15 protein-coding genes are annotated in these 19767 nt (G+C 56.4%); 11 read left to right on the forward strand and 4 right to left on the reverse strand.

Features of this window, described 5'->3' with window-relative positions; translation table 11 throughout:
- The first annotated feature begins 503 nt into the window (after nt 1-503).
- On the forward strand, nt 504-2912 hold the full coding sequence (locus tag D3A97_RS10395) for an outer membrane beta-barrel family protein (protein ID WP_119078279.1): 2409 nt from the start codon (nt 504-506) through the stop codon (nt 2910-2912).
- On the opposite strand, the gene pncB is transcribed toward D3A97_RS10395, so the two are convergent.
- Nucleotides 2909-4084 carry a nicotinate phosphoribosyltransferase gene (gene pncB / locus D3A97_RS10400; RefSeq protein ID WP_119078280.1) on the reverse strand — a complete coding sequence of 392 codons (1176 nt, stop codon included), beginning with the start codon at nt 4082-4084 and terminating at the stop codon, nt 2909-2911. The genes D3A97_RS10395 and pncB overlap by 4 nt on opposite strands.
- Nucleotides 4085-4159: 75 nt before the next feature.
- Between pncB and D3A97_RS10405 the strand changes: the two genes are divergently transcribed.
- A complete protein-coding gene (locus tag D3A97_RS10405; RefSeq protein WP_198673921.1) occupies nt 4160-5236 on the forward strand; it encodes a glycoside hydrolase family protein in 1077 nt (358 codons plus the stop codon).
- A gap of 160 nt (nt 5237-5396) precedes the next feature.
- Nucleotides 5397-8033 carry an Ig-like domain-containing protein gene (locus tag D3A97_RS10410; RefSeq protein WP_119078281.1) on the forward strand — a complete coding sequence of 879 codons (2637 nt, stop codon included), beginning with the start codon at nt 5397-5399 and terminating at the stop codon, nt 8031-8033.
- A gap of 1 nt (nt 8034) precedes the next feature.
- On the opposite strand, the gene D3A97_RS10415 is transcribed toward D3A97_RS10410, so the two are convergent.
- Nucleotides 8035-8481 (reverse strand): hypothetical protein, encoded by a 447-nt coding sequence (locus D3A97_RS10415; protein WP_119078282.1) that lies wholly within the window; start codon nt 8479-8481, stop codon nt 8035-8037.
- 128 nt (nt 8482-8609) lie between these two features.
- Nucleotides 8610-9179 (reverse strand): hypothetical protein, encoded by a 570-nt coding sequence (locus D3A97_RS10420; protein WP_119078283.1) that lies wholly within the window; start codon nt 9177-9179, stop codon nt 8610-8612.
- A gap of 418 nt (nt 9180-9597) precedes the next feature.
- Between D3A97_RS10420 and D3A97_RS10430 the strand changes: the two genes are divergently transcribed.
- The 8 genes from D3A97_RS10430 (at nt 9598) to D3A97_RS10465 (ending at nt 18001) form a co-directional block, all read left to right on the forward strand.
- Nucleotides 9598-9924, forward strand: coding sequence for a LytR/AlgR family response regulator transcription factor (locus tag D3A97_RS10430; protein WP_119078285.1), 327 nt, complete (start codon nt 9598-9600; stop codon nt 9922-9924).
- Nucleotides 9925-10009: 85 nt separating this feature from the next.
- Nucleotides 10010-10450 carry a (2Fe-2S)-binding protein gene (locus D3A97_RS10435; protein WP_119078286.1) on the forward strand — a complete coding sequence of 147 codons (441 nt, stop codon included), beginning with the start codon at nt 10010-10012 and terminating at the stop codon, nt 10448-10450.
- 5 nt (nt 10451-10455) lie between these two features.
- Complete coding sequence (locus D3A97_RS10440) at nt 10456-12549, forward strand: xanthine dehydrogenase family protein molybdopterin-binding subunit (protein WP_198673922.1); 2094 nt, start codon at nt 10456-10458, stop codon at nt 12547-12549.
- Nucleotides 12550-12552: 3 nt separating this feature from the next.
- A complete protein-coding gene (locus D3A97_RS10445) occupies nt 12553-13026 on the forward strand; it encodes a (2Fe-2S)-binding protein (protein ID WP_119078287.1) in 474 nt (157 codons plus the stop codon).
- Nucleotides 13027-13036: 10 nt separating this feature from the next.
- Entirely contained in the window at nt 13037-15163 is a 2127-nt protein-coding gene (locus tag D3A97_RS10450) for a xanthine dehydrogenase family protein molybdopterin-binding subunit (RefSeq protein ID WP_119078288.1), read from the forward strand.
- Entirely contained in the window at nt 15160-16317 is a 1158-nt protein-coding gene (locus D3A97_RS10455; protein ID WP_119078289.1) for a cysteine desulfurase family protein, read from the forward strand. Before D3A97_RS10450 ends, D3A97_RS10455 begins: the two co-directional genes overlap by 4 nt.
- A complete protein-coding gene (locus tag D3A97_RS10460; RefSeq protein WP_119078290.1) occupies nt 16314-17441 on the forward strand; it encodes an XdhC family protein in 1128 nt (375 codons plus the stop codon). The genes D3A97_RS10455 and D3A97_RS10460 overlap by 4 nt, the downstream gene beginning before the upstream one ends.
- Nucleotides 17438-18001: a nucleotidyltransferase family protein gene (locus D3A97_RS10465; RefSeq protein ID WP_119078291.1), complete on the forward strand. Its 564-nt coding sequence runs from the start codon at nt 17438-17440 to the stop codon at nt 17999-18001. The genes D3A97_RS10460 and D3A97_RS10465 overlap by 4 nt, the downstream gene beginning before the upstream one ends.
- A gap of 224 nt (nt 18002-18225) precedes the next feature.
- On the opposite strand, the gene D3A97_RS10470 is transcribed toward D3A97_RS10465, so the two are convergent.
- Nucleotides 18226-19668 (reverse strand): amino acid permease, encoded by a 1443-nt coding sequence (locus tag D3A97_RS10470; protein WP_119078292.1) that lies wholly within the window; start codon nt 19666-19668, stop codon nt 18226-18228.
- Nucleotides 19669-19767: the final 99 nt, after the last annotated feature.

Genomic DNA, 19767 nt, shown 5'->3' on the forward strand with positions numbered 1-19767 from the left:
AAAAGCTCCGCCGTTGGCGGATGAGCCGTGCAGTTGGTAGCTGTGCGGCTCTCTTTTTTATGAAGCCATGGTTGATATGTATGTATCGTTTATGTCATGCCGGTACCGTTTGTGGTGAAACCGCAAAGTTCGTACAGGGTACAGGTTTAGTTTGATCGGATCAGGAATAATAATTACGCAAAAAGGAATTTGCATGTTGAGGTGTAAAGGAACAAAGCAGTTGTCCGGTCTGCATGATTCTTTCCGTTCTGGACAAATAAATGTGCTGAATGGCCCGCTGCCAAAGGGCCATGGTGATTCCGTGCCGCGTAACTTTTCTTCGTTCCTTACTGTAAGTACGCTCCCCACCCCTGATTTTCCCTTTTCGTAAAATTGTTTTCCCAATTTGAAAACTGATTCCGCGCATACTGTACCAACTTTGCCGCACGTAAAACCTAATACTTGCGGCATTGAGATCTATACAACACTTTTCGGCAATAGTTTTTTTCTTCCTCCTGCTGGCCATGAACAGGCAAGCAGCGGCGCAGCAGACCATTACTGGCCATGTGAAGGGCGTGGTAACAGACAGTAACGGCAAACCCCTGGAGCTGGCGGTGGTAACCCTGCTCCGGCAGCAGGACTCGGCCATGGTAAAAGGCGCCATGAGCAACATGGACGGCACTTTTGAACTAACGGAAGTAGCCGTCGGCCGTTACCTGGTGCAGGCGGCTTACATGGGGTACCATCATTTCCGCTCGGCAGCTTTCACCATCAACGCGGCAAACAGCACGGCCAACCTGGGCATGCTCCGTTTGCAACTGAATGAACAGGTGCTCGGCGCGGTAACGGTGACCGGCCGCAAACCGCTGGTAGAACAGCGTACAGACAGAACGGTGCTGAACATAGAGCATAGCCTGCTGGCGGAAGGTAATACCGCCCTGGAATTGCTGGAGAAAGCCCCCGGCGTAACAGTAGACGATAACGGCAATATTTCCCTGAAAGGCAGGCCCGGCGTTACCGTGATGCTCAACGGCAAGCTCACGTACCTTTCGCAACAGGAGCTGATGCACCTGCTGCGCGGCACCACATCGGGCTCCGTGGCCAGCATAGAGATCATTCCCAACCCGCCCGCCCGCTACGATGCGTCCGGCACGGCGGGCATCATCAACATCGTGCTGAAAAAAAGCGCGCGGCAGGGGCTGAACGGTAATGTATACACCAACTATGCCCGCAGCCGCGCCAACCGTTATGGCGCCGGCGCCAGCCTGAATTATGGCGGGGAGCGGGCCAATGTGTACCTCAGCTATAACCATGCTTTCAGGGGCGAAGTAGAGTACCTGCAACAAACCCGCCGCTTCAGGGACAGCGGGCATACCGGCCCGCCAGACAGGGTATCCGATCAGCAGATATCCACCAACGAACCGCTTTATACCAATAATTTTAAACTGGGGGCGGATTACCGGGTCAATAAAAAGAATACCGTTGGCCTGTTGGTGAATGGCAACATAGGTACATATGACAACAACAGCCAGACGGGTAACCAGCTAACAGATGCGGCCGGGGAACTGATCTACGATGCCGCTACCCGCAGCGCCCTGGCGCAGCGCTGGGCCAACCTTTCGTCCAACATCAATTACACCCGTCAATTCAATAGACCCGGGCAGGAGTTATCTGCGGACCTGGACTATTCCTACAACGATTTTTCAGGAAAGCAGGAGCTGGCTACCCGTTATACCGATAAAGCCGGGGAGGAATGGCTGCCTGTATCCACCAGGCGGGGCAGCATTCCGTCCCGCACAAATGTATACGTGGCAAAGGCGGACTATACCCAAACTTTTTGGGGGACCGCCAGGCTGGAAGCTGGCTGGAAAAGCAGCTACGTGGAGGTAGACAATCATTCCCTGTTTGACACCCTGCGCAACAACCAGTGGGTGAATGATGGCGGCACCTCCAACCACTTCCGCTACAAGGAAACCATTCACGCCGCTTACGTACAGGCCGGCAGGCACTTTGGCAGCTGGCACGTGCAGCTGGGGCTGCGGGGAGAGCATACGCAGACGGCCGCGCACCAGCTCACCACAGATACGCTGGCGAGCCGCCGCTACTTCCAGCTGTTCCCGTCCCTGGCCGTTTCCCGGGAGCTTGCCCCCGGCCAGAAGCTGCAATTTACTTACAGCCGGCGTATAGAGCGGCCGGACTATGATGAAATGAACCCGTTCCGCGTTTACCGCGACCCGTATCTTTTTTACCAGGGCAACCCCCTGCTGCAGCCCGCGCTCACCCACGCCACGGAGTTGAGCTACGGGCTGAACAACAAGCTGACCGCCGCTGTGTTTTACAACCATACCGGTAATGTGGTGAACTGGGTGATGGGGCAGGTAGATGCTCTCAACATCAGCTATGAGCAACCGCAGAACCTCAAAAGCATGATCAACTACGGCGTCAGCCTGAACGCTTCGCTGGCCCTTGGCAACTGGTGGACGGGCAATTATTTCTTTGACCTGTTCCATACCGCGTACAAGGGGCAGGGGGCTACCGCCGGCCTGCAAACAAAAAATACCGGGTATACTTTTAACCTGCAGAACGCCTTTCAGCTGGGCCGCGGTTTTTCCGCGGAGCTGACGGCCTACTACAAGTCTTCCGCCGTGTACGGCATGTTTGTGACCCGGCCGTTCTACATCATATCCGCCGGGCTGCAAAAGCAGTTCCTGAACAACCGGTTTACGGCCAAAGCGGTGGTGAACGATATTCTCCAGAGCCGGCAAAACCGTTACAGCGCCCTGTTTGATCATATAGATGTGAGCGGCCGCATCCGGTTTGACAGTCGCATGGCCACTTTCTCGCTCTCTTACCGGTTCGGCACGCAAAAAGCGGTGAAGGAAAGAAAGTCTGGCAGCGAAGAGATCAGGCAGCGGGTGAAAAGCGGGGGTTAGTCAATTTCGAGGATCGTTTTGGCGAGGCGGATCATTGTTTCGCTGCCGGTGTATTTGCCCGGCTCGTCAGACAGTTTGACCACGGGCGTCCATTCCCCGTTCTGCGGGCAGGCTTCCGTCATCTTGATCACGATGTTCATGGCCTGGGGGCCGGCGTCGTTGGTGAGGTTGGTGCCGATGCCGAAAGACATGCCGATGCGGCGCCGGCAATGTTCCGCAATACGGGCTACTTTTTCGTAGTTCAGCCCGTCAGAGAAAATGATGGTCTTGCTGCGCGGGTCTATGCCCATTTGCCGGTAGTGGGCTATCACCTTGTCTGCGAACAGCAGCGGGTCCCCGCTGTCGTGCCGCACGCCGTCAAACAGTTTGGAGAACATTTTGTCAAACTGCCGGAAGAAAACATCGGTGGTATAAGTATCTGAAAGCGCAATGCCGAGGTCTCCGCGGTACACCTGTACCCAATGCTCCAGCCCCAGCGCGTTAGACATTTTAAAGCCGTAACGCGCGGCATGGAACATGAACCATTCATGCGCGTGCGTGCCAATGGGCTTGGTCTGGTACAGCATGGCCATATGCACGTTGCTGCTGCCAATGAAAGCCCCGGCGCCATGTTCTTTCAGCGCGCGCATCACCAGGCGGTGAACGGCGTAAGAGTGCCGCCTGCGGGTGCCGAACTCGGCAACGGTAACGCCCAGCGCACGGTATTTTTCAATTTTATCTTTCGTTCTGCGCATTACTTCCTCATCGCTTTCCCTCCCGGCGTCAGCCAGCTGGTAATACAGCTCGCAGATGAGTGACATGAGCGGCACTTCCCACAGAATGGTACGGTACCACAGGCCCTCTGCCCGCACCAGCAGCTCGCTGCCTTTTTGTTCAATGTGTACTTCTTCCGGGTTGTAGCGGTAGCCTTCCAGGAAATCGAGGTACACGGGGTCAAGGTAAGAGCAGGTGCGTTGCAGGAAATGCTTTTCTTCCCGGCTCAGCTGCAGCTCCGCCATGCCGTTCACCGCTTCGCGCAGGGCCTGGGCAAAGCCTGGAGGAAAGGCGTGCCCGCCGCGGTTAATGAACTGGTAGCGCGCTTTGGCGTAGGGAAAGAGGCGTATTACGCCCTGCTGCATGGTGAACTTGTAAAAGTCGTTATCCAGTATGGAGGTCATGAGGTGCCGGTGCATAATGGAAGTTAATGATTATCCGTAACATCTGTGAAGCGGGGATCACGTATTTTCGTACTGCGTAAACCCCGTATCATGAACAAACGTCACTTTATCAAATCACTGGGCCTGGGCGGCCTGGCCATGATGGGCCCTTCTCTTGTCACCAAAGCCGCCGCGCTGAAACCCGCCGCCCCGGCGGCCCGGCAGCACCGCGTATGGGTAACCCCCCATCACGAAGACACTGCATCGGAACTGCAGCAGCGCTACGCCGCTTTCAGGGAGGCGGGAATTGGCGTGGTGTATTTTGAGGAAGACAGCGAGCTGCATTTCAGGGCCGCCAAAGATGCCGGCATGGAAGCCCACCGCTGGTTCTGGACCATGAATAAAGTAGACGGTGAGCTGCTGGCGCAGCACCCGGAATGGTATTCGGAAAACCGCAACGGCCAATCCTGCGCCACCCATCCACCTTATGTAGACCATTACCGTTTTTTATGCCCCAATAAAACGGAAGTAGCGGCCTACCTCCGGCAGCAGGCGGAACAGGTGCTGTCAAAGGATTATGTAGACGGCATACAGCTTGATTTTATCCGGTTCGTAGACGTGATACTGCCCGTTAACCTTTGGCCCAAGTATAATATAGACCAGAGCCGCGAACTGCCGGAATACGACTTTTGTTACTGCGGTCACTGCCGGGAAAAATACAAGGCCGTTTACGGCGCAGACCCGCTGGAGATGCCGCACCCGGACCAAAGCCCTTCCTGGCGCACGTTCCGGTACAACAGTATTACCAACATGGTGCGCATTATGGCTGAAGTGGCCCGTCAACACAACAAGCCCATCACCGCCGCCGTATTCCCCACGCCTGAAATAGCCAAACGCATCGTGCGGCAGGATTGGGTGAACTGGCCGCTGGATGCGGTGTGCCCCATGATCTACCACAGCTTCTACAAAGAAAGCGTAACATGGATAGGTGATGCCGTGGCGGAAGGGGTGAAGGCTTTGCATGGCAGTTGCCCGCTGTATGCCGGGCTTTTTCTGCCGGCTTTCAAGGGAGATATGGGCCAGTTAAAAGAAGGCATAAGGCTGGCTGTGGAGAATGGCGCCGCGGGCGTGTCCATCTTCGGGAAGGTAACGCCGGAAGTGCTGGCGGTGTTGCGGGAAATGGCGTAGGGAGCGCCGGGTTTTGAAAGCTCCGCCAAATCCTATAATTTTATGTATCATCCTGTTATCCTTCATGTAATTTGCTGCTTTGTGTCCCTCGTCTCCGGAAATCATGTGATCGCTATGAAAGACTATCGTGGATGATAGCGTAACCAAATCTACATTACCGATGCACCTGCCCCGTGTTCTTGTCAAATTGCAGATATTCTTATGTCTTGCGTTTACCTGCCTGCTTACAGGCATTGCGCATGCTCAAACGCCCGGTTGCCAGTATGCTGATGCGCAGCAAAGTCCGATCTACACATCCCCTATCAGCGTATGCCTGCTTTGCGGGATCGTGAATCCGGGCATGGCCGTTGACGGTGATATGAGCACTTCGTCCAGCATCAGGGCCAACATAGGCCAGGGATTCATTGGCCAGTTGCTGACACTGCAGCAGGGGGCTGTGGCGGGAGACAGTATCCGCCTGAAGTTGGGGTTGCCGGGCGGTATCAGTGACCCTGCACTATTGGGCAGCGTACGTTTGCAACTTTATTTGAGCAGTAACCCGGCTGACGGGCCGGTGTTGCTGAATAGCAGCACGGTAAGGGTGAGTGCCGCCGGCGGCAATCTGCTGGAAGCGGTGATGCCGGTAACAACGGCGTCAGATGCCATACTGGTGTCTTTGGGGGGCTCGCTCACCGCGCTTACAACCCTTGAGGTCTATTATGCAGAGCTGATAGTACGGAAAGCCAGGCCAGATGAGGCTTCCGCAGCGGCGCAGGTATGTGCGGGCGCAACTGCAACGCTGACGGCGATCAATACAAGTGGTGTTGTTGTTAAGTGGTACGATGCGCCTGACGGCGGCAATGAACTGTTTACCGGCGAAACTTTCAATACCCCGGCTATTCAACCTCCGGGGGCAACCTTTTATATCGGATCTTCCCGCAATGGTTGCGCAAACACCACCCGGGAGCCGGTTACCGTAACAGCGCTGCCGTTGCCGGCGGCCCCTGTTCCAGCCAGCACCACCCGGCAGGTGTGCCTGGGTGCAACTGCGCAACTGTCTGTGGCGTTGCCGCAGGCGGGTTATACTTACACCTGGTTTGATGCCGCCGCGGCAGGCAATGTTGTGGGTAGCGGCGCTACCGTGGATGTAACACCGCTTGCCGAGGGAACATACGCTTATTATGTGGAAGCCGCGGCCAGCGGCTGCGCCAGCACCTCCCGGGCAAGATCTGAGGTGACGGTAGCTGCCCTTCCCGCTGCTCCCGCGCTTGCGGTAAGCAGTATACAGGTTTGCAACGGGGGCAGCGTTTCATTCAGCGTACAGAACCCCGTTGCCGGAGCCATATATCGCTGGTACAATGCCGCATCCGGCGGCACGCCGTTGTTTACCGGCACCTTATTGACCATTCCTGCGTTAACGGCGGATACAACATTTTATGTAGAGGCCGTGAGCGCTGATGGTTGTACCAGCGCAACGCGCACAACAGTTCAGGCGGAAGTACTGGCGCCGCCCGCCGCACCGCAAATAGATGCTGCCGCGGTATGCGCGGGGGGCAGTACGGAATTGCAGGTGAAAAACCCGGTGGCCGGCCAGGTGTATAATTGGTATAACGTTCAGGCAAACGGCGCTCCGTTCCATAGCGGTACCAGCTACGTTACTCCTGCTTTAACCAACCCTGTCAGTTACTACGTGGAAGCTGTAGGGAACAACGGCTGCACCAGTGCGCGCAATACCGCCATCGTAACCATTCATGGCGCCCCTGTTGCAGCTGCATTAGAGAACGGAACTATAGAACTGTGTGCCGGCAACACTGCTACGTTCAGCGTTGCCGCTCCGGTTGCCGGTTATACGTACCGGTGGTACAGCCAGGAAGCAGGAGGGCAGGTGCTTTATACAGGCCCCGATTTTACTACGCCCGCGTTAGCGGCAGCGGCAAATTATTACGTGGAGGCGGTTAGCGAAAATGGCTGCGTTGGCAGTACCCGCTCTGTTGCCACCGCCGCGGTAACGGCTTCCCCGGCCGCCCCTGAACTGGAAGGCGCCTCCGTTTGCGCTGGGCAGCCTGCGGAATTGAAGATCAAAGATCCTGTGCCCGGCATTATTTACCGGTGGTATGAAACCAGTGCTGGCGGGCCTGTGCTGTATTCCGGCAACAGTTATACCACGGCGCCGCTCACCGCCGGCCAAAATTATTACGTAGATGCAGTTACCGCCGGAGGATGCGCCAGCGCCGCCCGCAGTGCTGTGATGGCCAGCTTGCTGCCGCAATTGTCCGCGCCCGGCCTCAGCGTAGGCAATACCAGCGTATCTTCCATTACATTTCAATGGAGCAGCGTAGCAGGGGCAACCGGTTACGAAGTGAGCCTGAACAATGGCCAAACATTCATGGTCCCCAGTTCAGGCACCACGGGTACCATGCACACCGTTACCAACCTGGCGCCCATCCAGTCAGTAGCCCTGCAGGTGAGGGCCCTGGGTGAAAACAGTTGTCAGCACAGCGAATTGTCTGCTGCTGTTGCCGGCATTACCGCCAACCCGGGTGGAGAGCCGATATACATTCCCGAAGCGTTCTCGCCCAACGGGGATGGCAGGAACGATCTCCTGAAGGTGTATGGCAGCACCGTTGTTGCGGTGGAAATGCAGGTTTATAACATTTTGGGCCAGCGGGTATACGCGTCAAAAGACTGGAGCCGGGGATGGGATGGCACTGTAGACGGCAGGGCGTTGCCCATGGGCGTTTATGCCTATATGGCGCGCGTAACGGTACGGAGCGGTGTAGTGATGGTGATGCGGGGAAAGGTAATGATCGTGCGGTAAGTCACCTGGTGAACACGTCTTCCCGCGTAAGGTCATAAAACAGGTTCTGCAACTGGTGAACATGATGCAGCGGCCGCCCATAAGGCGCCAGCCCGCTTTTGGACGTGGCCAGCGGCTGAAAGGCGCCGTTTGTTTCGCGGATATACACGCTGTCTGTGCGGCTGTATTTGTAACTGTAGGTATCCGGATCTTCCCCATATGACTCCTCTCCCGGCAGGAAACCGAATTTCAGCAGATGGTCTGCATCCAGGGCCAGGGGATGCACTTTTTCAAGCGGCAGCCTGTTCCTGGGGAGGCCTGAATTGTACACGAAACCTTCCGCTATCCCTTCTACCCGGAATACCGTTTCAATCATGTTGTAGTCATAATACCAAACCATGTTGCCGATGCGGATGTCTGTTTCTTCTATCATGAGCAGTAGCCATAAAAATAGCGGAAATTTGGTCATGAGCCGATTATGGAGCTTATTCGGCTCATAAAAGCCAAAAAAATGAGCCGAATAGCAAAACTATTCGGCTCACGTTAAAAATCCACCCTCCCGATGCAACCCGGGAAGGTGGATGTGCCGGAACCGGTTTATACCTGTACGTCCAGCGTAGCCGTATTACCCGGCAGGTCCGCGGCCACGGCCCTGACCACAGTGCCGGGAGGTGAGGCATTGGCCTGTACGGCGGTGTAAGCCCACTGCAGCCTGTTGATCGGGTCCAGTACGGCATTGCCTTCTTCCAGTAAGTTACCGGCGGCGGAGTAAATACCCACTTTTACCGTTGCCACCCTGAAATCGTCCTTTGCCTGAACAATGATAACAGCGCCCGGCGTGCCGTTGTAACCGCTGGTGTTGATGCTTTTGATTACCGGCGCTTTCATGAAATCGCGCATGGCCATGTTGAAAGCCGTTTTGCCCGCAGGCGCTTTTTTCCGGTACTCCTTTTTCAGCGCGGCGTTGGTCATAGCGCTTTGCGCATACAATGCCGCTGATGCGAACAGCTCCCGTGCGTCCAGCTGTTCCGCGGAAGGCACCGCGTTTTCGTTGATCCTCGGCATACGCGCAATGGTCGTATTGTTGCCGTGCTTGCGGTAAACGAATTGTTTACCTACGTTACCTCTTGCTCCTTTTACAAGCAGGTTGTCGTTAATATTTGCCATAAAAAATGTTTTTAATTGTTTAAAAAATAATTGCTTGCTGTCAATCCCCGCAGCAGGAGAAAGTTGCCGGAGTCGCTCCTCCCCGTTGGCTTAAGCGATGCTCCCTTTTGCGGCGATCAACAATTCAAAATTATGAAGCAGGTATACGCGGTCGCAAAATTTGTGGCGGCATTTAGCTTAACCTGGGGCGAGCTTCGACAAAGGTTGGGGTGAATGGTACATCGTACTATCATCTTTCGGTGATCCTTCGGCCAACCTTCGGTTAAACACCCTCAAACCCGTACTGCTACCGGACACCACCGAAGGATCACCGAAGGATGGCAGGAGGTTGTCAGTAGGGGGGGCTATGTCGTCAAAATCAGTTATATTTGATTATAAGCCAGTTATGAAATACGAATAACACCCAAATATTTCGTCTATGATCAACCAACCATTTTTTATCAGGAAGGAGGGCGGCCTGAAAAGGATCAATCTTAAAGAGATACTGGTACTGGAGGCGGCAGACAACTACACCAAATTTCTTGGCCCGGACTATTTCCACCTGGTACGCGCTTCGTTAGATATGTCCGTTAGCCTTTTACCGGAAAACATGTTCGTGAAAATTCACCGTTCGTTTGCGGTGGCTGTCCATCATCTGCAAGAAATAGAGAGAGACTGTGTGAAGATCGGCGGCGTATCATTGCCGGTATCCAGAAAATTCTATCCCGAGCTGATCAAGCAGTTGAATATTATTGAGGCGAAGTGAAAAACCGCCCATCCATTATAACGCCCCTTCTCTCCGGGAATTGTTATATTTGGAATACTGGTTTTTACACCCTTAACAGCCTCTTATGAAAATCAATGTCAATTCCACGGAATATACGCTGAACGTGCCTGACAACACCAGCCTGCTGGATGCGCTAAGGGTGCATTTGAACCTTACCGGCAGCAAATACGGCTGTGGCGAAGGGGCCTGCGGGGCCTGTAAAGTGTTGGTAGACGGGCGGGCGGTGCCCTCCTGCATTACGCCAGTGGCAAGCGTGCAGCACAAATCCGTGGTCACCATTGAAGGGCTGGAAAAAGACGGCAAACTGCACCCCCTGCAGCAGGCTTTCCTGGATGAAGACGCGTTCCAGTGCGCGTATTGCTCACCAGGTATGATCATGGCCGCCGTTGCCTTAAAATCGAGGAACCCGCATCCCAGCCGCCAGGAAATTATTGACGCCATGCAAGGCAATATCTGCCGCTGCTGCGCATATCCACGTATCATCAATGCCATCAGTAAAGCATAACGGCCATGAAAAAAACTTTGCAGCATACTGCGCCCGCAAAAGGCATGCACCGCCGGCATTTCATCAAACTGCTCGGCGGCGGCATAGCCGTGGCGCTCACCTGGTCTGACCTGGACGCTTGGGCCGGGCCGCTGGCGCGCCGGGCGGATGATAATTCTATTGCCGCCTGGGTACAGATCAGGGAAAATGGTCAAATAGCCGTATTCACCGGCAAGGTGGAGGTAGGGCAGAACATCCGTACCTCGCTGGCGCAGGTAGTGGCAGAAGAACTGGCGGTACCGGTGAACAGCATTGAGATGGTAATGGGCGATACGCGGCTCACGCCGTATGACAGGGGCACCTACGGGAGCCTTACCACGCCCACCATGGGGCCAAAGCTGCGCAAAGCCGCCGCTTCCCTGAAAGAGGCGCTGATCGACATGGCCGCCGTGCAATGGAAAGCGGATAAAAGCGCGCTGCGGGTGAAAAACGGCAGCGTGGTGCATACCGCGTCCGGCAAAACCCTGTCTTACGAAGCCCTCAGCAAGGGCCAGAAAATAGTACTGCCCCTGAATGACCGGGTGAAGCTCACGCCCGCCACGGAATGGACGGTAGCCGGTACGCCGGTGCCCAAGGTGAACGGCAGGAGCTTTGTGACCGGCGGCCACAAATACGTGTCAGACATGGTGGTGCCGGGCATGGTATACGGCAAGGTGCTGCGGGCGCCGGCTTACGGCGCCTCGCTGGCGGAAGCGGATACAGAAAAGGCCCGCGCGGCCGCCGGTGTGATGGTAGTGAAAGACCAGGATTTTATAGGCGTAACGGCGCCAGACCCGCAAACGGCCGCCAACGCGCTGGCCCGGGTGGAAGCCCGCTGGGATACCACGCCGCAGCCTTCCAAAGCTGAGATATTCACGTACCTGAAAAATAATTCAGAACAGCGGGGCGGCGCGGAAAACGCCGCCGCCGCGCAAAAAGCATTTGCTGCCGCGCCCGTGCAGGTAAAACAGCATTTTGAAGTGCAGTACATTGCCCACGTGCCCCTGGAACCGCGCGCTGCCGTGGCCACCTGGGAAAACGGGGAACTGACGGTGTGGACGGGCACGCAACGCCCCTTTGGGGTACAGGAAGAACTGGCCCGCGCTTTTTCCATGCCAAAGGAAAAGGTACGCGTTATGATGCCGGACACAGGCTCCGGTTATGGCGGCAAACACAGCGGCGAAGCGGCCGTGGAAGCGGCCCGCCTGGCAAAGGCCGTAGGCAAACCGGTAAAAGTGGTGTGGACGCGCGAAGAGGAATTTAAATGGGCGTACCTGCGCCCCGGCGGCCTCATTGAAGTGGCGGCCTCGGCGGAGAGCAACGGCAAACTGGCTTCCTGGGAATTTCATAACTACAACTCCGGCGGCGCGGGCATAGACCTGCCTTACAAGTCCGCCGTTGAACATATTCAGCACCACCCTTCCAAAACACCGCTGAAACAAGGCTCTTACCGCGGGCTGGCGGCCACCGCCAATATATTTGCCATAGAAAGCGTGATGAACGACCTGGCTGCCAAACTGAAGCTGGACCCGCTGGCGTTCCGGCTGCAGAACCTGGAAGATGAGCGCCTGAAAAATGTATTGCAGACCGCCGCTTCCAAATTCGGCTGGAACAAAAACAAACCGGCAGGCCACGGTTACGGCATTGCGGGCGGGTTTGTGAAAAACTCCTACATTGCCACCTGCGCGGAAGTAGCCTATAATGAAGCCGCTAACGAACTGAAACTGGTACGCGTGGTAGCGGCGTATGATTGCGGTACCATCATCAACCCCCTGCACCTGGAGAACCAGGTGATGGGCTGCATACTCCAGGGGCTGGGCGGAGCGTTGTTTGAAGAGATCGATTTTGAGGACGGGCGCATTCTCAACCCGTCCCTGTCTGCTTACCGCGTGCCGCGCTTTGCGGATATTCCGCCGCTGGACATTGTGCTCGTAAACCGGAAAGATATTCAGCCGGCCGGGGCCGGCGAAACGCCCATTGTAGGCATTGCCCCCGCCATCCGCAATGCCATAGCCAACGCAACGGGCATATCACTCAACACCCTGCCCCTGATTCCGCAAGGGCTTAAAAAAAATTCATGAACCATGGCAGCATTCAGTTTAACGATCAACAACAAAAAGCACAACGTGGACGTAGATCCTAAAATGCCGCTCCTGTGGGTGATACGGGACGTGCTTGGCCTTACCGGCACCAAGTACGGCTGCGGCATTGCGCAGTGCGGCGCCTGTACCGTGCATGTAGCTGACGCGGCGGTGCGTTCCTGCATGTACCCGGTAGAAAATGTGGGCACACAAAAAGTGACCACTATTGAGGGCTTGTCTGAAAAGGGAGACCACCCGCTGCAACTGGCCTGGGAGGAGGTAGACGTGCCGCAGTGCGGCTACTGCCAGAGCGGGCAGATCATGGCCGCGGCGGCCCTGCTGAAAAGCAATCCCAGCCCGTCCGAGAACGACGTTCACAACGCCATGACCAACATCTGCCGCTGCGCTACCTACAACCGCATTAAAAAAGCCATCAACCAGGCGGCAGGCAACAAAATAACCATACCGAACCCTTAAAACGTATGATATGCAGGAACAGGCAAATCTGAACAGGAGGAATTTTATCCGCATCAGCGCACTCACCGGGGGCGGCCTGGTGCTGGGTTTCAACTATTTCCTCACTTCCTGCTCCACCTCGCAGGACGGTGGCCAGGTAATTGAGCTGAACGCTTTTGTGAAAATAGATACCAAAGGCCGCGTAACCATTATGAGCCCCAACCCTGAAGTAGGGCAGGGCGTAAAAACTTCGCTGCCCATGCTGGTGGCGGAAGAACTGGATGTAGACTGGAAAGAGATCAAAATAGAACAGGCCGGGCTGGATACGGTGAACTATAAACGCCAGGTGGCCGGCGGCAGCGGCTCCGTGAGGGAAAGCTGGGAGTCTTTCCGCAAGGTGGGCGCCACGGCCAGGCAAATGCTGATCAGCGCCGCCGCGGCAGCATGGGGCGTGCCGGCCGCGGAATGCGCTACGGAAAACGGCCATGTGGTATATAAAGGCAAAAAGAAAACGTATGGCGAACTGGTGGAACAGGCGGCCAAACTGCCGGTACCGGAAAATGTGGCCGTTAAGCCTGCCACGGCCTTCCGCATCATTGGCCAGCGTACCCGCAATGTAGACAATCACGCCATTGTGACCGGCCAGTACAAATACGGCATTGACACCAAACGGGAGGGCATGCTGTACGCCACCATCATCAGGCCGCCCGCATTTGGCATGACGCTGGAAAGCCTGGACGATGCCGAGGCTAAACGATCTCCCGGCGTGCAGCAGGTGCTGCGCTTCGACAATAAAATAGCCGTGCTGGGCCGCTCCACCTGGGAGGTGATGCAGGCCGCCAAAAAAGTAAAACCGCAGTGGAAAGAAGACGGCACGCTGGAAAGCACGGCGGATTACACGGAAAAGCTGCACGGCATACTGGCCAAAAAACCGGAAGACAAACCCCGCCGGCAAGATGGCAACATTGGCCAGGCCTTTGCCAAAGCGGCCAAAGTAATAGAGCTGGCATTTGATGCGCCCTTCCTGGCCCATAACACCATGGAGCCTATGAATTTCTTTGCCCACGTAACGGCAGACGGCGCGGAGCTGTACGGCCCTATCCAGACGCCAGAACGCGCACGCGGCCGTATTGCGGAGCTGCTCAAACTGCCGGAAGAAAAAATATCAGTGATGATGACACGCATGGGCGGCGGCTTTGGCAGAAGGCTGATGACGGACTTTGTGGAGGAAGCGGCCATGGTGTCCCGCCTGGCGGGCAATGTGCCTGTGAACGTGATATGGTCAAGGGAAGATGATATGACGGGCGGTTTTTACCGGCCCATGTGCAGTTACCGGTACAAGGCGGCGCTGAACGGCAACAACGAACTGGTGGCCTGGCATCATCATTCCGCCGGCGTTTCCGGCGGCGGCGCCAGCCCTGACAGTTTTCCCGCGGGGGCCGTTCCCAATTTCCAGGTAGACGCGCATACCTACAAATCACCGGTTACCACCGCGCCCTGGCGCGGGCCTACCCATAACTACATCGCATTTTCCGAGCAGTCGTTTCTTGATGAAATTGCCCGCCAGGCCGGAAAAGACCCCGTGGCCCTGCGGCTGGAGCTGCTGGAGCAGGCCAGGGCCAATCCCGTGGGGAAAGTGAATTACGAGCCGGACCGGTTTGCCGCCGTCATCAAAAAGGCCGCGGAAATAGGCGGCTGGGGAAAATCCAAAGGAGAAAATATCTTCCAGGGTTTTGCCGCGCACTTTTCATTTGCCAGTTATGTGGCCCAGGTGGCGGAAGTGGAAAAACAGGCGGACGGCAAGCTCAAGCTGAAAAAAATATACTGCGTAGTGGATTGCGGAACGGTGGTGAACCCCAGCGGCGCGGAAACGCAGGTAGAAGGCAGCATCATTGACGGCATAGGGCATGCCATGTACGCGGAGCTGACGCTCACCAACGGCCGCCCGGACCAGTCCAATTTCCATAATTACCGGATGATCCGCATGCGCGAAGCGCCGGCGGTAGAAATTCATTTTATACAGAGCAGCGTAGCGCCCACAGGTCTGGGAGAGCCTTGCCTGCCCCCGGCCGGCGCGGCATTGGCCAACGCGGTGTTTGCAGCGTCAGGCGTGCGGCTCCTGGATCAGCCTTTCATTAAAAGCGGTTTGTTTGCATGACGGCGGCGCCTATATATCTTGACTATTGCGCCACCACCCCGTGCGACCCGCGGGTGGTGCAGGGCATGCTGCCGTATTTTACCAGCCGCTTTGGCAATACCGCCAGCCGGGATCATAGTTTTGGCTGGATGGCGAAGGAAGCCACAGAGCTGGCCCGTGAACAGGTGGCCGCGCTGGTACAGGCCAGCGCCCGGCAGATCGTGTTCACATCAGGCGCCACAGAGGCCCTCAACCTGGCGCTGAAAGGCCTGGTAGAAGCGCATCCGCAGAAAGGCAAACACATCATTACCGCTAAAACAGAACACCGCGCCGTGCTGGATACCTGCAACTGGCTGCAAGAGCAAGGTTGCTCCGTTACCCTGCTGGATGTAGGCGCGGATGGCCGCATAGACCCGGGAGATGTGGAGCAGGCCATCAGGAAAGATACGCTCTGCGTAGCCCTGATGTATGCCAATAACGAAACCGGGGTGGTACACCCCGTGGGGGAAATTGGCGCCATCACCAGCAAGCACAACGTGTACTTTGTGTGCGATGCCACGCAGGCCGTGGGCAAGGTGCCGGTATCTGTAACTGAAAACAAGATAGATCTCATGGCCTTTTCAGCCCATAAGCTGTACGGCCCCATGGGTGTTGGCGCGTTGTATGTGAGCCATGCCAACCGCATGCTGCAGCAACAGCACGGTGGCGCGCATGAGCGAAGCATGCGAAGCGGTACGCTGAATACACCCGGTATTGTGGGCTTTGGCATGGCTGCTGATATTTGCCGGCAGGAAATGGCTGCGGAAGCAAAGCGCCTGCGCCAGTTGCGGAACAGGCTGGAAAGCGAACTGCAACACCTGGTGCCGGGCACGGAAGTGAACGGCAAAGGCCCGCGCCTGCCGCATGTGAGCAACATCCTGTTTCCCGGCATAGACAATGAACAACTGCTGCTGGCCGTATCCGGGAAACTGGCCCTCAGCCGCGGAAGCGCCTGCAGCGGCCTGGTACAGCAACCTTCTCATGTATTGCTGGCCATGGGCCTCACGCCCGAAGAAACGCGGCGGGCCGTGCGTATCAGCCTGGGACGGTTTACCACGGAAGAAGAAATAAACATGGCCGTAACGGTATTAAGCAGCGCCGTGCGGGAATTGCAACAGATCAATGCGCAAGTATGAAAGAGCTGCAACAAATTATCCAGGCCTTTGAACAGGCAAACGAAAAGCAGCAAAAAACAGCGCTGGCAACAGTAGTGCACGTGGAAGGTTCCTCCTACCGCGGCCCCGGCGCGCGCATGCTGATCACGGAAACCGGCCTGCTCACCGGCGCTATCAGCGGGGGCTGCCTGGAAGGGGACGCACTGCGGAAAGCGCTGGCGGTAATGATGCAGGGCAAACCCATGCTGGCCACTTACGATACGTCAGACGAAGAGGATGCCGTGATAGGCGTAGGCCTGGGCTGCAACGGCATCATCAGGGTGTTGATAGAACCGGTGCTGCCGGAACATGCGGCCAACCCCATTGCGCTTTTGCGGCAGGTGGTGCGGAAAAGAGCGCCTTCGGTACTGCTGACCTTTTTTTCGTTGCATCATAAATGGGACGAGCAGCAAGGTACCCGCCTGTTGCTGAAAGCAGACGGCACAACACTGGAAACAGGCTCCCTGCCGGCTGCCGCGCTGCCTGACGCCGCCGCGGCGCTGGCCAATAAAAACACCGCATTTATTGAATACCCTGGCCGGTTGTCCGCCTTTGTGGAATACATGGCCCCGCCCATTGCGCTGGTGGTGGCCGGCGCCGGCAATGATGTACTGCCCCTGGTGCAGATGGCCGCCGTACTGGGTTGGGACGTGACGCTGGCAGATGGCCGCCCCAACTATGCCAGCACGCGCCGCTTTCCCGGCTGCCGCCTGGTAGTGGCAGACCCGGCCGCCGCGCTGCGGGAACTGGTGATAGACAGCCAGACCGCGGTGGTATTGATGTCTCATAACTACAATTACGATAAGGCCATGCTGAAAAGCCTGCTGCAACTGCCAGCCGGCTACATCGGCATGCTGGGCCCCAAAAAGAAACTGGCCCGCATGCAGGCGGAGCTGGAAGAAGAGGGGATCACCTTCACGCGTGAACGGTCAGCACGGGTGTACAGTCCCGTTGGGCTGGACATTGGCGCGGACACCGCCGAAGAAATTGCGCTGGCCGTGCTGGCGGAAATAAAAGCGGTATTTGCCGGGAAGAAGGGGGATAGCCTGCGCCAGGCTACCGGCAGCATCCACGAACGTAAAACAGAAATTGTGGCAAAAAAATGAACGGCATTGTGATACTGGCCGCCGGCGCTTCTACGCGGCTGGGCAGGCCTAAACAGTTACTGCCCTACAAAGGGGATACGCTGCTCAACCGTGCCATCAAGGCCGCTGCGGGAGTACATGCCGCGGCCGTGGCGGTAGTGCTGGGCGCGGAAGCGGAGTTGATACAAAGCGGTGTTACAGTGCCGGTGGTTGTTAACCCGCAGTATGAGGAAGGGATGGCTTCTTCCATCCGGTGCGGCATACAGTACATGATAACGCAAGGGGCGGAGCGGGTCATCCTCATGGTGTGCGATCAGCCGCATGTAGACGCTGCCCATCTTTCAGCGCTGCTGGCGCAACAGGAGGCCACCGGCGCAAAAATAGCGGCAAGTTATTATGAAGGCAGGAGCGGGGTGCCCGCATTATTTGATAAAAGCCTTTTCCCGGAACTGCTGGCGCTGGAGGGAGATGTAGGCGCCCGGCATGTTATTGAAAAACATGCGGCAGGTACGGTTGTTGTTCCCTTCCCCGCCGGCGCGGTGGATATTGACACGGAGCAGGCGTGGCAGGCGCTTGGTTAAACCTGTATGGCTGCCTTCTTGTTCCGCCTGGCGCGGCTGAAGTGACTCCGCGCAGGCGTGGCAGGCGCTTGGTTAAACCTGTATGGCTGCCTTCTTGTTCCGCCTGGCGCGGCTGAAGTGACTCCGCGCAGGCGTGGCAGGCGCTTGGTTAAACCTGTACGGCTGCCTTTCTTGTTCCGCCTGGCGTGGCTGAAGTGACTCCGCGCAGGCCCGCAATATCCTGGTTACACTTCCTGCGATCTTTTCCTTCTTCTGATCAGCTGGTAGCACAGGAACAGGAACACGAGCCATACCGGTATCAGTTCTACCGGCAGCCGCATGCCCGTGGCCCACATCAGCGCCAGAATACCTACCAGGAACACAAGGCAGATGTAATTGGACAACGGGTACAAAAAAGACGGGAATTTGGTGCGCTGCCCTTCCCCGCTTTTTACTTTCCGGAATTTAAGATGCACAACGCTGATCATGAGCCAGTTGATGATCAGGGAAGATACCACGAGAGACATCAGCGCTTCCAGCGCTTTTTCAGGCATCAGCTTGTTCACTACAATACAGATGGCTACGAACAACGCGGATACGAGCGTGGCCAGCACCGGTACATGCTGCCGGTTGAGCTTTGATAAAAATGCAGGCGCATTGCCCTGCACCGCCAGCCCATACAGCATTCTGCTGTTGCTGTACACACAACTGTTGTATACGGAAAGCGCGGCCGTGAGCACGATCAGGTTGAGCGCGTTGGCAATAAGGCTGGTGAAATACACGGTTTTTCCGAACAGGCTGAACTGGAACCCTTTCAGGCTCTCAAATACCATTACAAAAGGGCTGCTGTCTGTAGTAATGCCTTTCCAGGGAGAGAGCGAGAACAGTATGACCAGTGCGCCCACGTAAAAGATCAGGATGCGGTAGATCACCTGGTTGGTGGCTTTGGGAATAGTGCGCTCCGGCCGTTCCGCTTCGGCCGCTGTGATGCCTATCAGCTCCAGCCCGCCGAAAGAGAACATGATGAGCGCAATGGCGGCAAACAACCCCTGGTAGCCACCCTGGCCGTCCCGCTCCAGCAATCCTTTCGGGAAAAAGCCACCATCGTTCCACAGGTTCTGCAGGCGTGCCTGCTCTCCGCCCGTGCCGCTGACCAGCAGGTAAACCCCGAACACGATCATGGCCATGATGGCGATCACCTTGATGATGGAAAACCAGAACTCGGCCTCGCCGTACACTTTTACCGAACTGAGGTTCAGCGCATTGACGGTGATGAAGAAAAACAGGCTGGATGCCCAGAGCGGTATTTCCGGCCACCAGAACTGCACATAGATGCCAATGGCCGTTAATTCCGACATGCTCACCAGTATATACAGCACCCAGTAGTTCCACCCGGAAGCAAACCCGGCAAACTGCCCCCAGTATTTATAGGCAAAATGACTGAAACTGCCGGACACCGGCTCCTCCACCACCATTTCGCCCAGCTGGCGCATAATAAAAAAGGCAATGACACCTGCCATGGCGTACCCCAGTATCACCGAAGGCCCGGCCAGTACGGCCGCCGGCCCGATGCCCAGGAATAGCCCGGTGCCAATGGCGCCACCCAGCGCAATGAGCTGGATGTGGCGGTTTTGCAGGCCCCGCTTCAGGCGCTGCGCTGGTGGTGGTTCGTGTGTTGTTGTTTTCAAGGTGTAGATGCTGGTATAGGGCTGTAATATGAAATAATTTCGGGAGAATCGGGTATTTTTTCTTGAAGGTGAAGGGGAAATATGGGGTATCTTTACAAA

This window comes from Chitinophaga alhagiae (assembly GCF_003568665.1).
Classification (GTDB): domain Bacteria; phylum Bacteroidota; class Bacteroidia; order Chitinophagales; family Chitinophagaceae; genus Chitinophaga; species Chitinophaga alhagiae.

Excerpts from the sequence above, each read along its gene's own strand:
- D3A97_RS10395 (WP_119078279.1), top strand. The coding sequence starts at position 504 with ATGAACAGGCAAGCAGCGGCGCAGCAGACCATTACTGGCCATGTGAAG.
- pncB (WP_119078280.1), bottom strand. The coding sequence starts at position 4,084 with ATGCACCGGCACCTCATGACCTCCATACTGGATAACGACTTTTACAAG.
- D3A97_RS10405 (WP_198673921.1), top strand. The coding sequence starts at position 4,160 with ATGAACAAACGTCACTTTATCAAATCACTGGGCCTGGGCGGCCTGGCC.
- D3A97_RS10410 (WP_119078281.1), top strand. The coding sequence starts at position 5,397 with ATGCACCTGCCCCGTGTTCTTGTCAAATTGCAGATATTCTTATGTCTT.
- D3A97_RS10415 (WP_119078282.1), bottom strand. The coding sequence starts at position 8,481 with ATGACCAAATTTCCGCTATTTTTATGGCTACTGCTCATGATAGAAGAA.
- D3A97_RS10420 (WP_119078283.1), bottom strand. The coding sequence starts at position 9,179 with ATGGCAAATATTAACGACAACCTGCTTGTAAAAGGAGCAAGAGGTAAC.
- D3A97_RS10430 (WP_119078285.1), top strand. The coding sequence starts at position 9,598 with ATGATCAACCAACCATTTTTTATCAGGAAGGAGGGCGGCCTGAAAAGG.
- D3A97_RS10435 (WP_119078286.1), top strand. The coding sequence starts at position 10,010 with ATGAAAATCAATGTCAATTCCACGGAATATACGCTGAACGTGCCTGAC.
- D3A97_RS10440 (WP_198673922.1), top strand. The coding sequence starts at position 10,456 with ATGAAAAAAACTTTGCAGCATACTGCGCCCGCAAAAGGCATGCACCGC.
- D3A97_RS10445 (WP_119078287.1), top strand. The coding sequence starts at position 12,553 with ATGGCAGCATTCAGTTTAACGATCAACAACAAAAAGCACAACGTGGAC.
- D3A97_RS10450 (WP_119078288.1), top strand. The coding sequence starts at position 13,037 with ATGCAGGAACAGGCAAATCTGAACAGGAGGAATTTTATCCGCATCAGC.
- D3A97_RS10455 (WP_119078289.1), top strand. The coding sequence starts at position 15,160 with ATGACGGCGGCGCCTATATATCTTGACTATTGCGCCACCACCCCGTGC.
- D3A97_RS10460 (WP_119078290.1), top strand. The coding sequence starts at position 16,314 with ATGAAAGAGCTGCAACAAATTATCCAGGCCTTTGAACAGGCAAACGAA.
- D3A97_RS10465 (WP_119078291.1), top strand. The coding sequence starts at position 17,438 with ATGAACGGCATTGTGATACTGGCCGCCGGCGCTTCTACGCGGCTGGGC.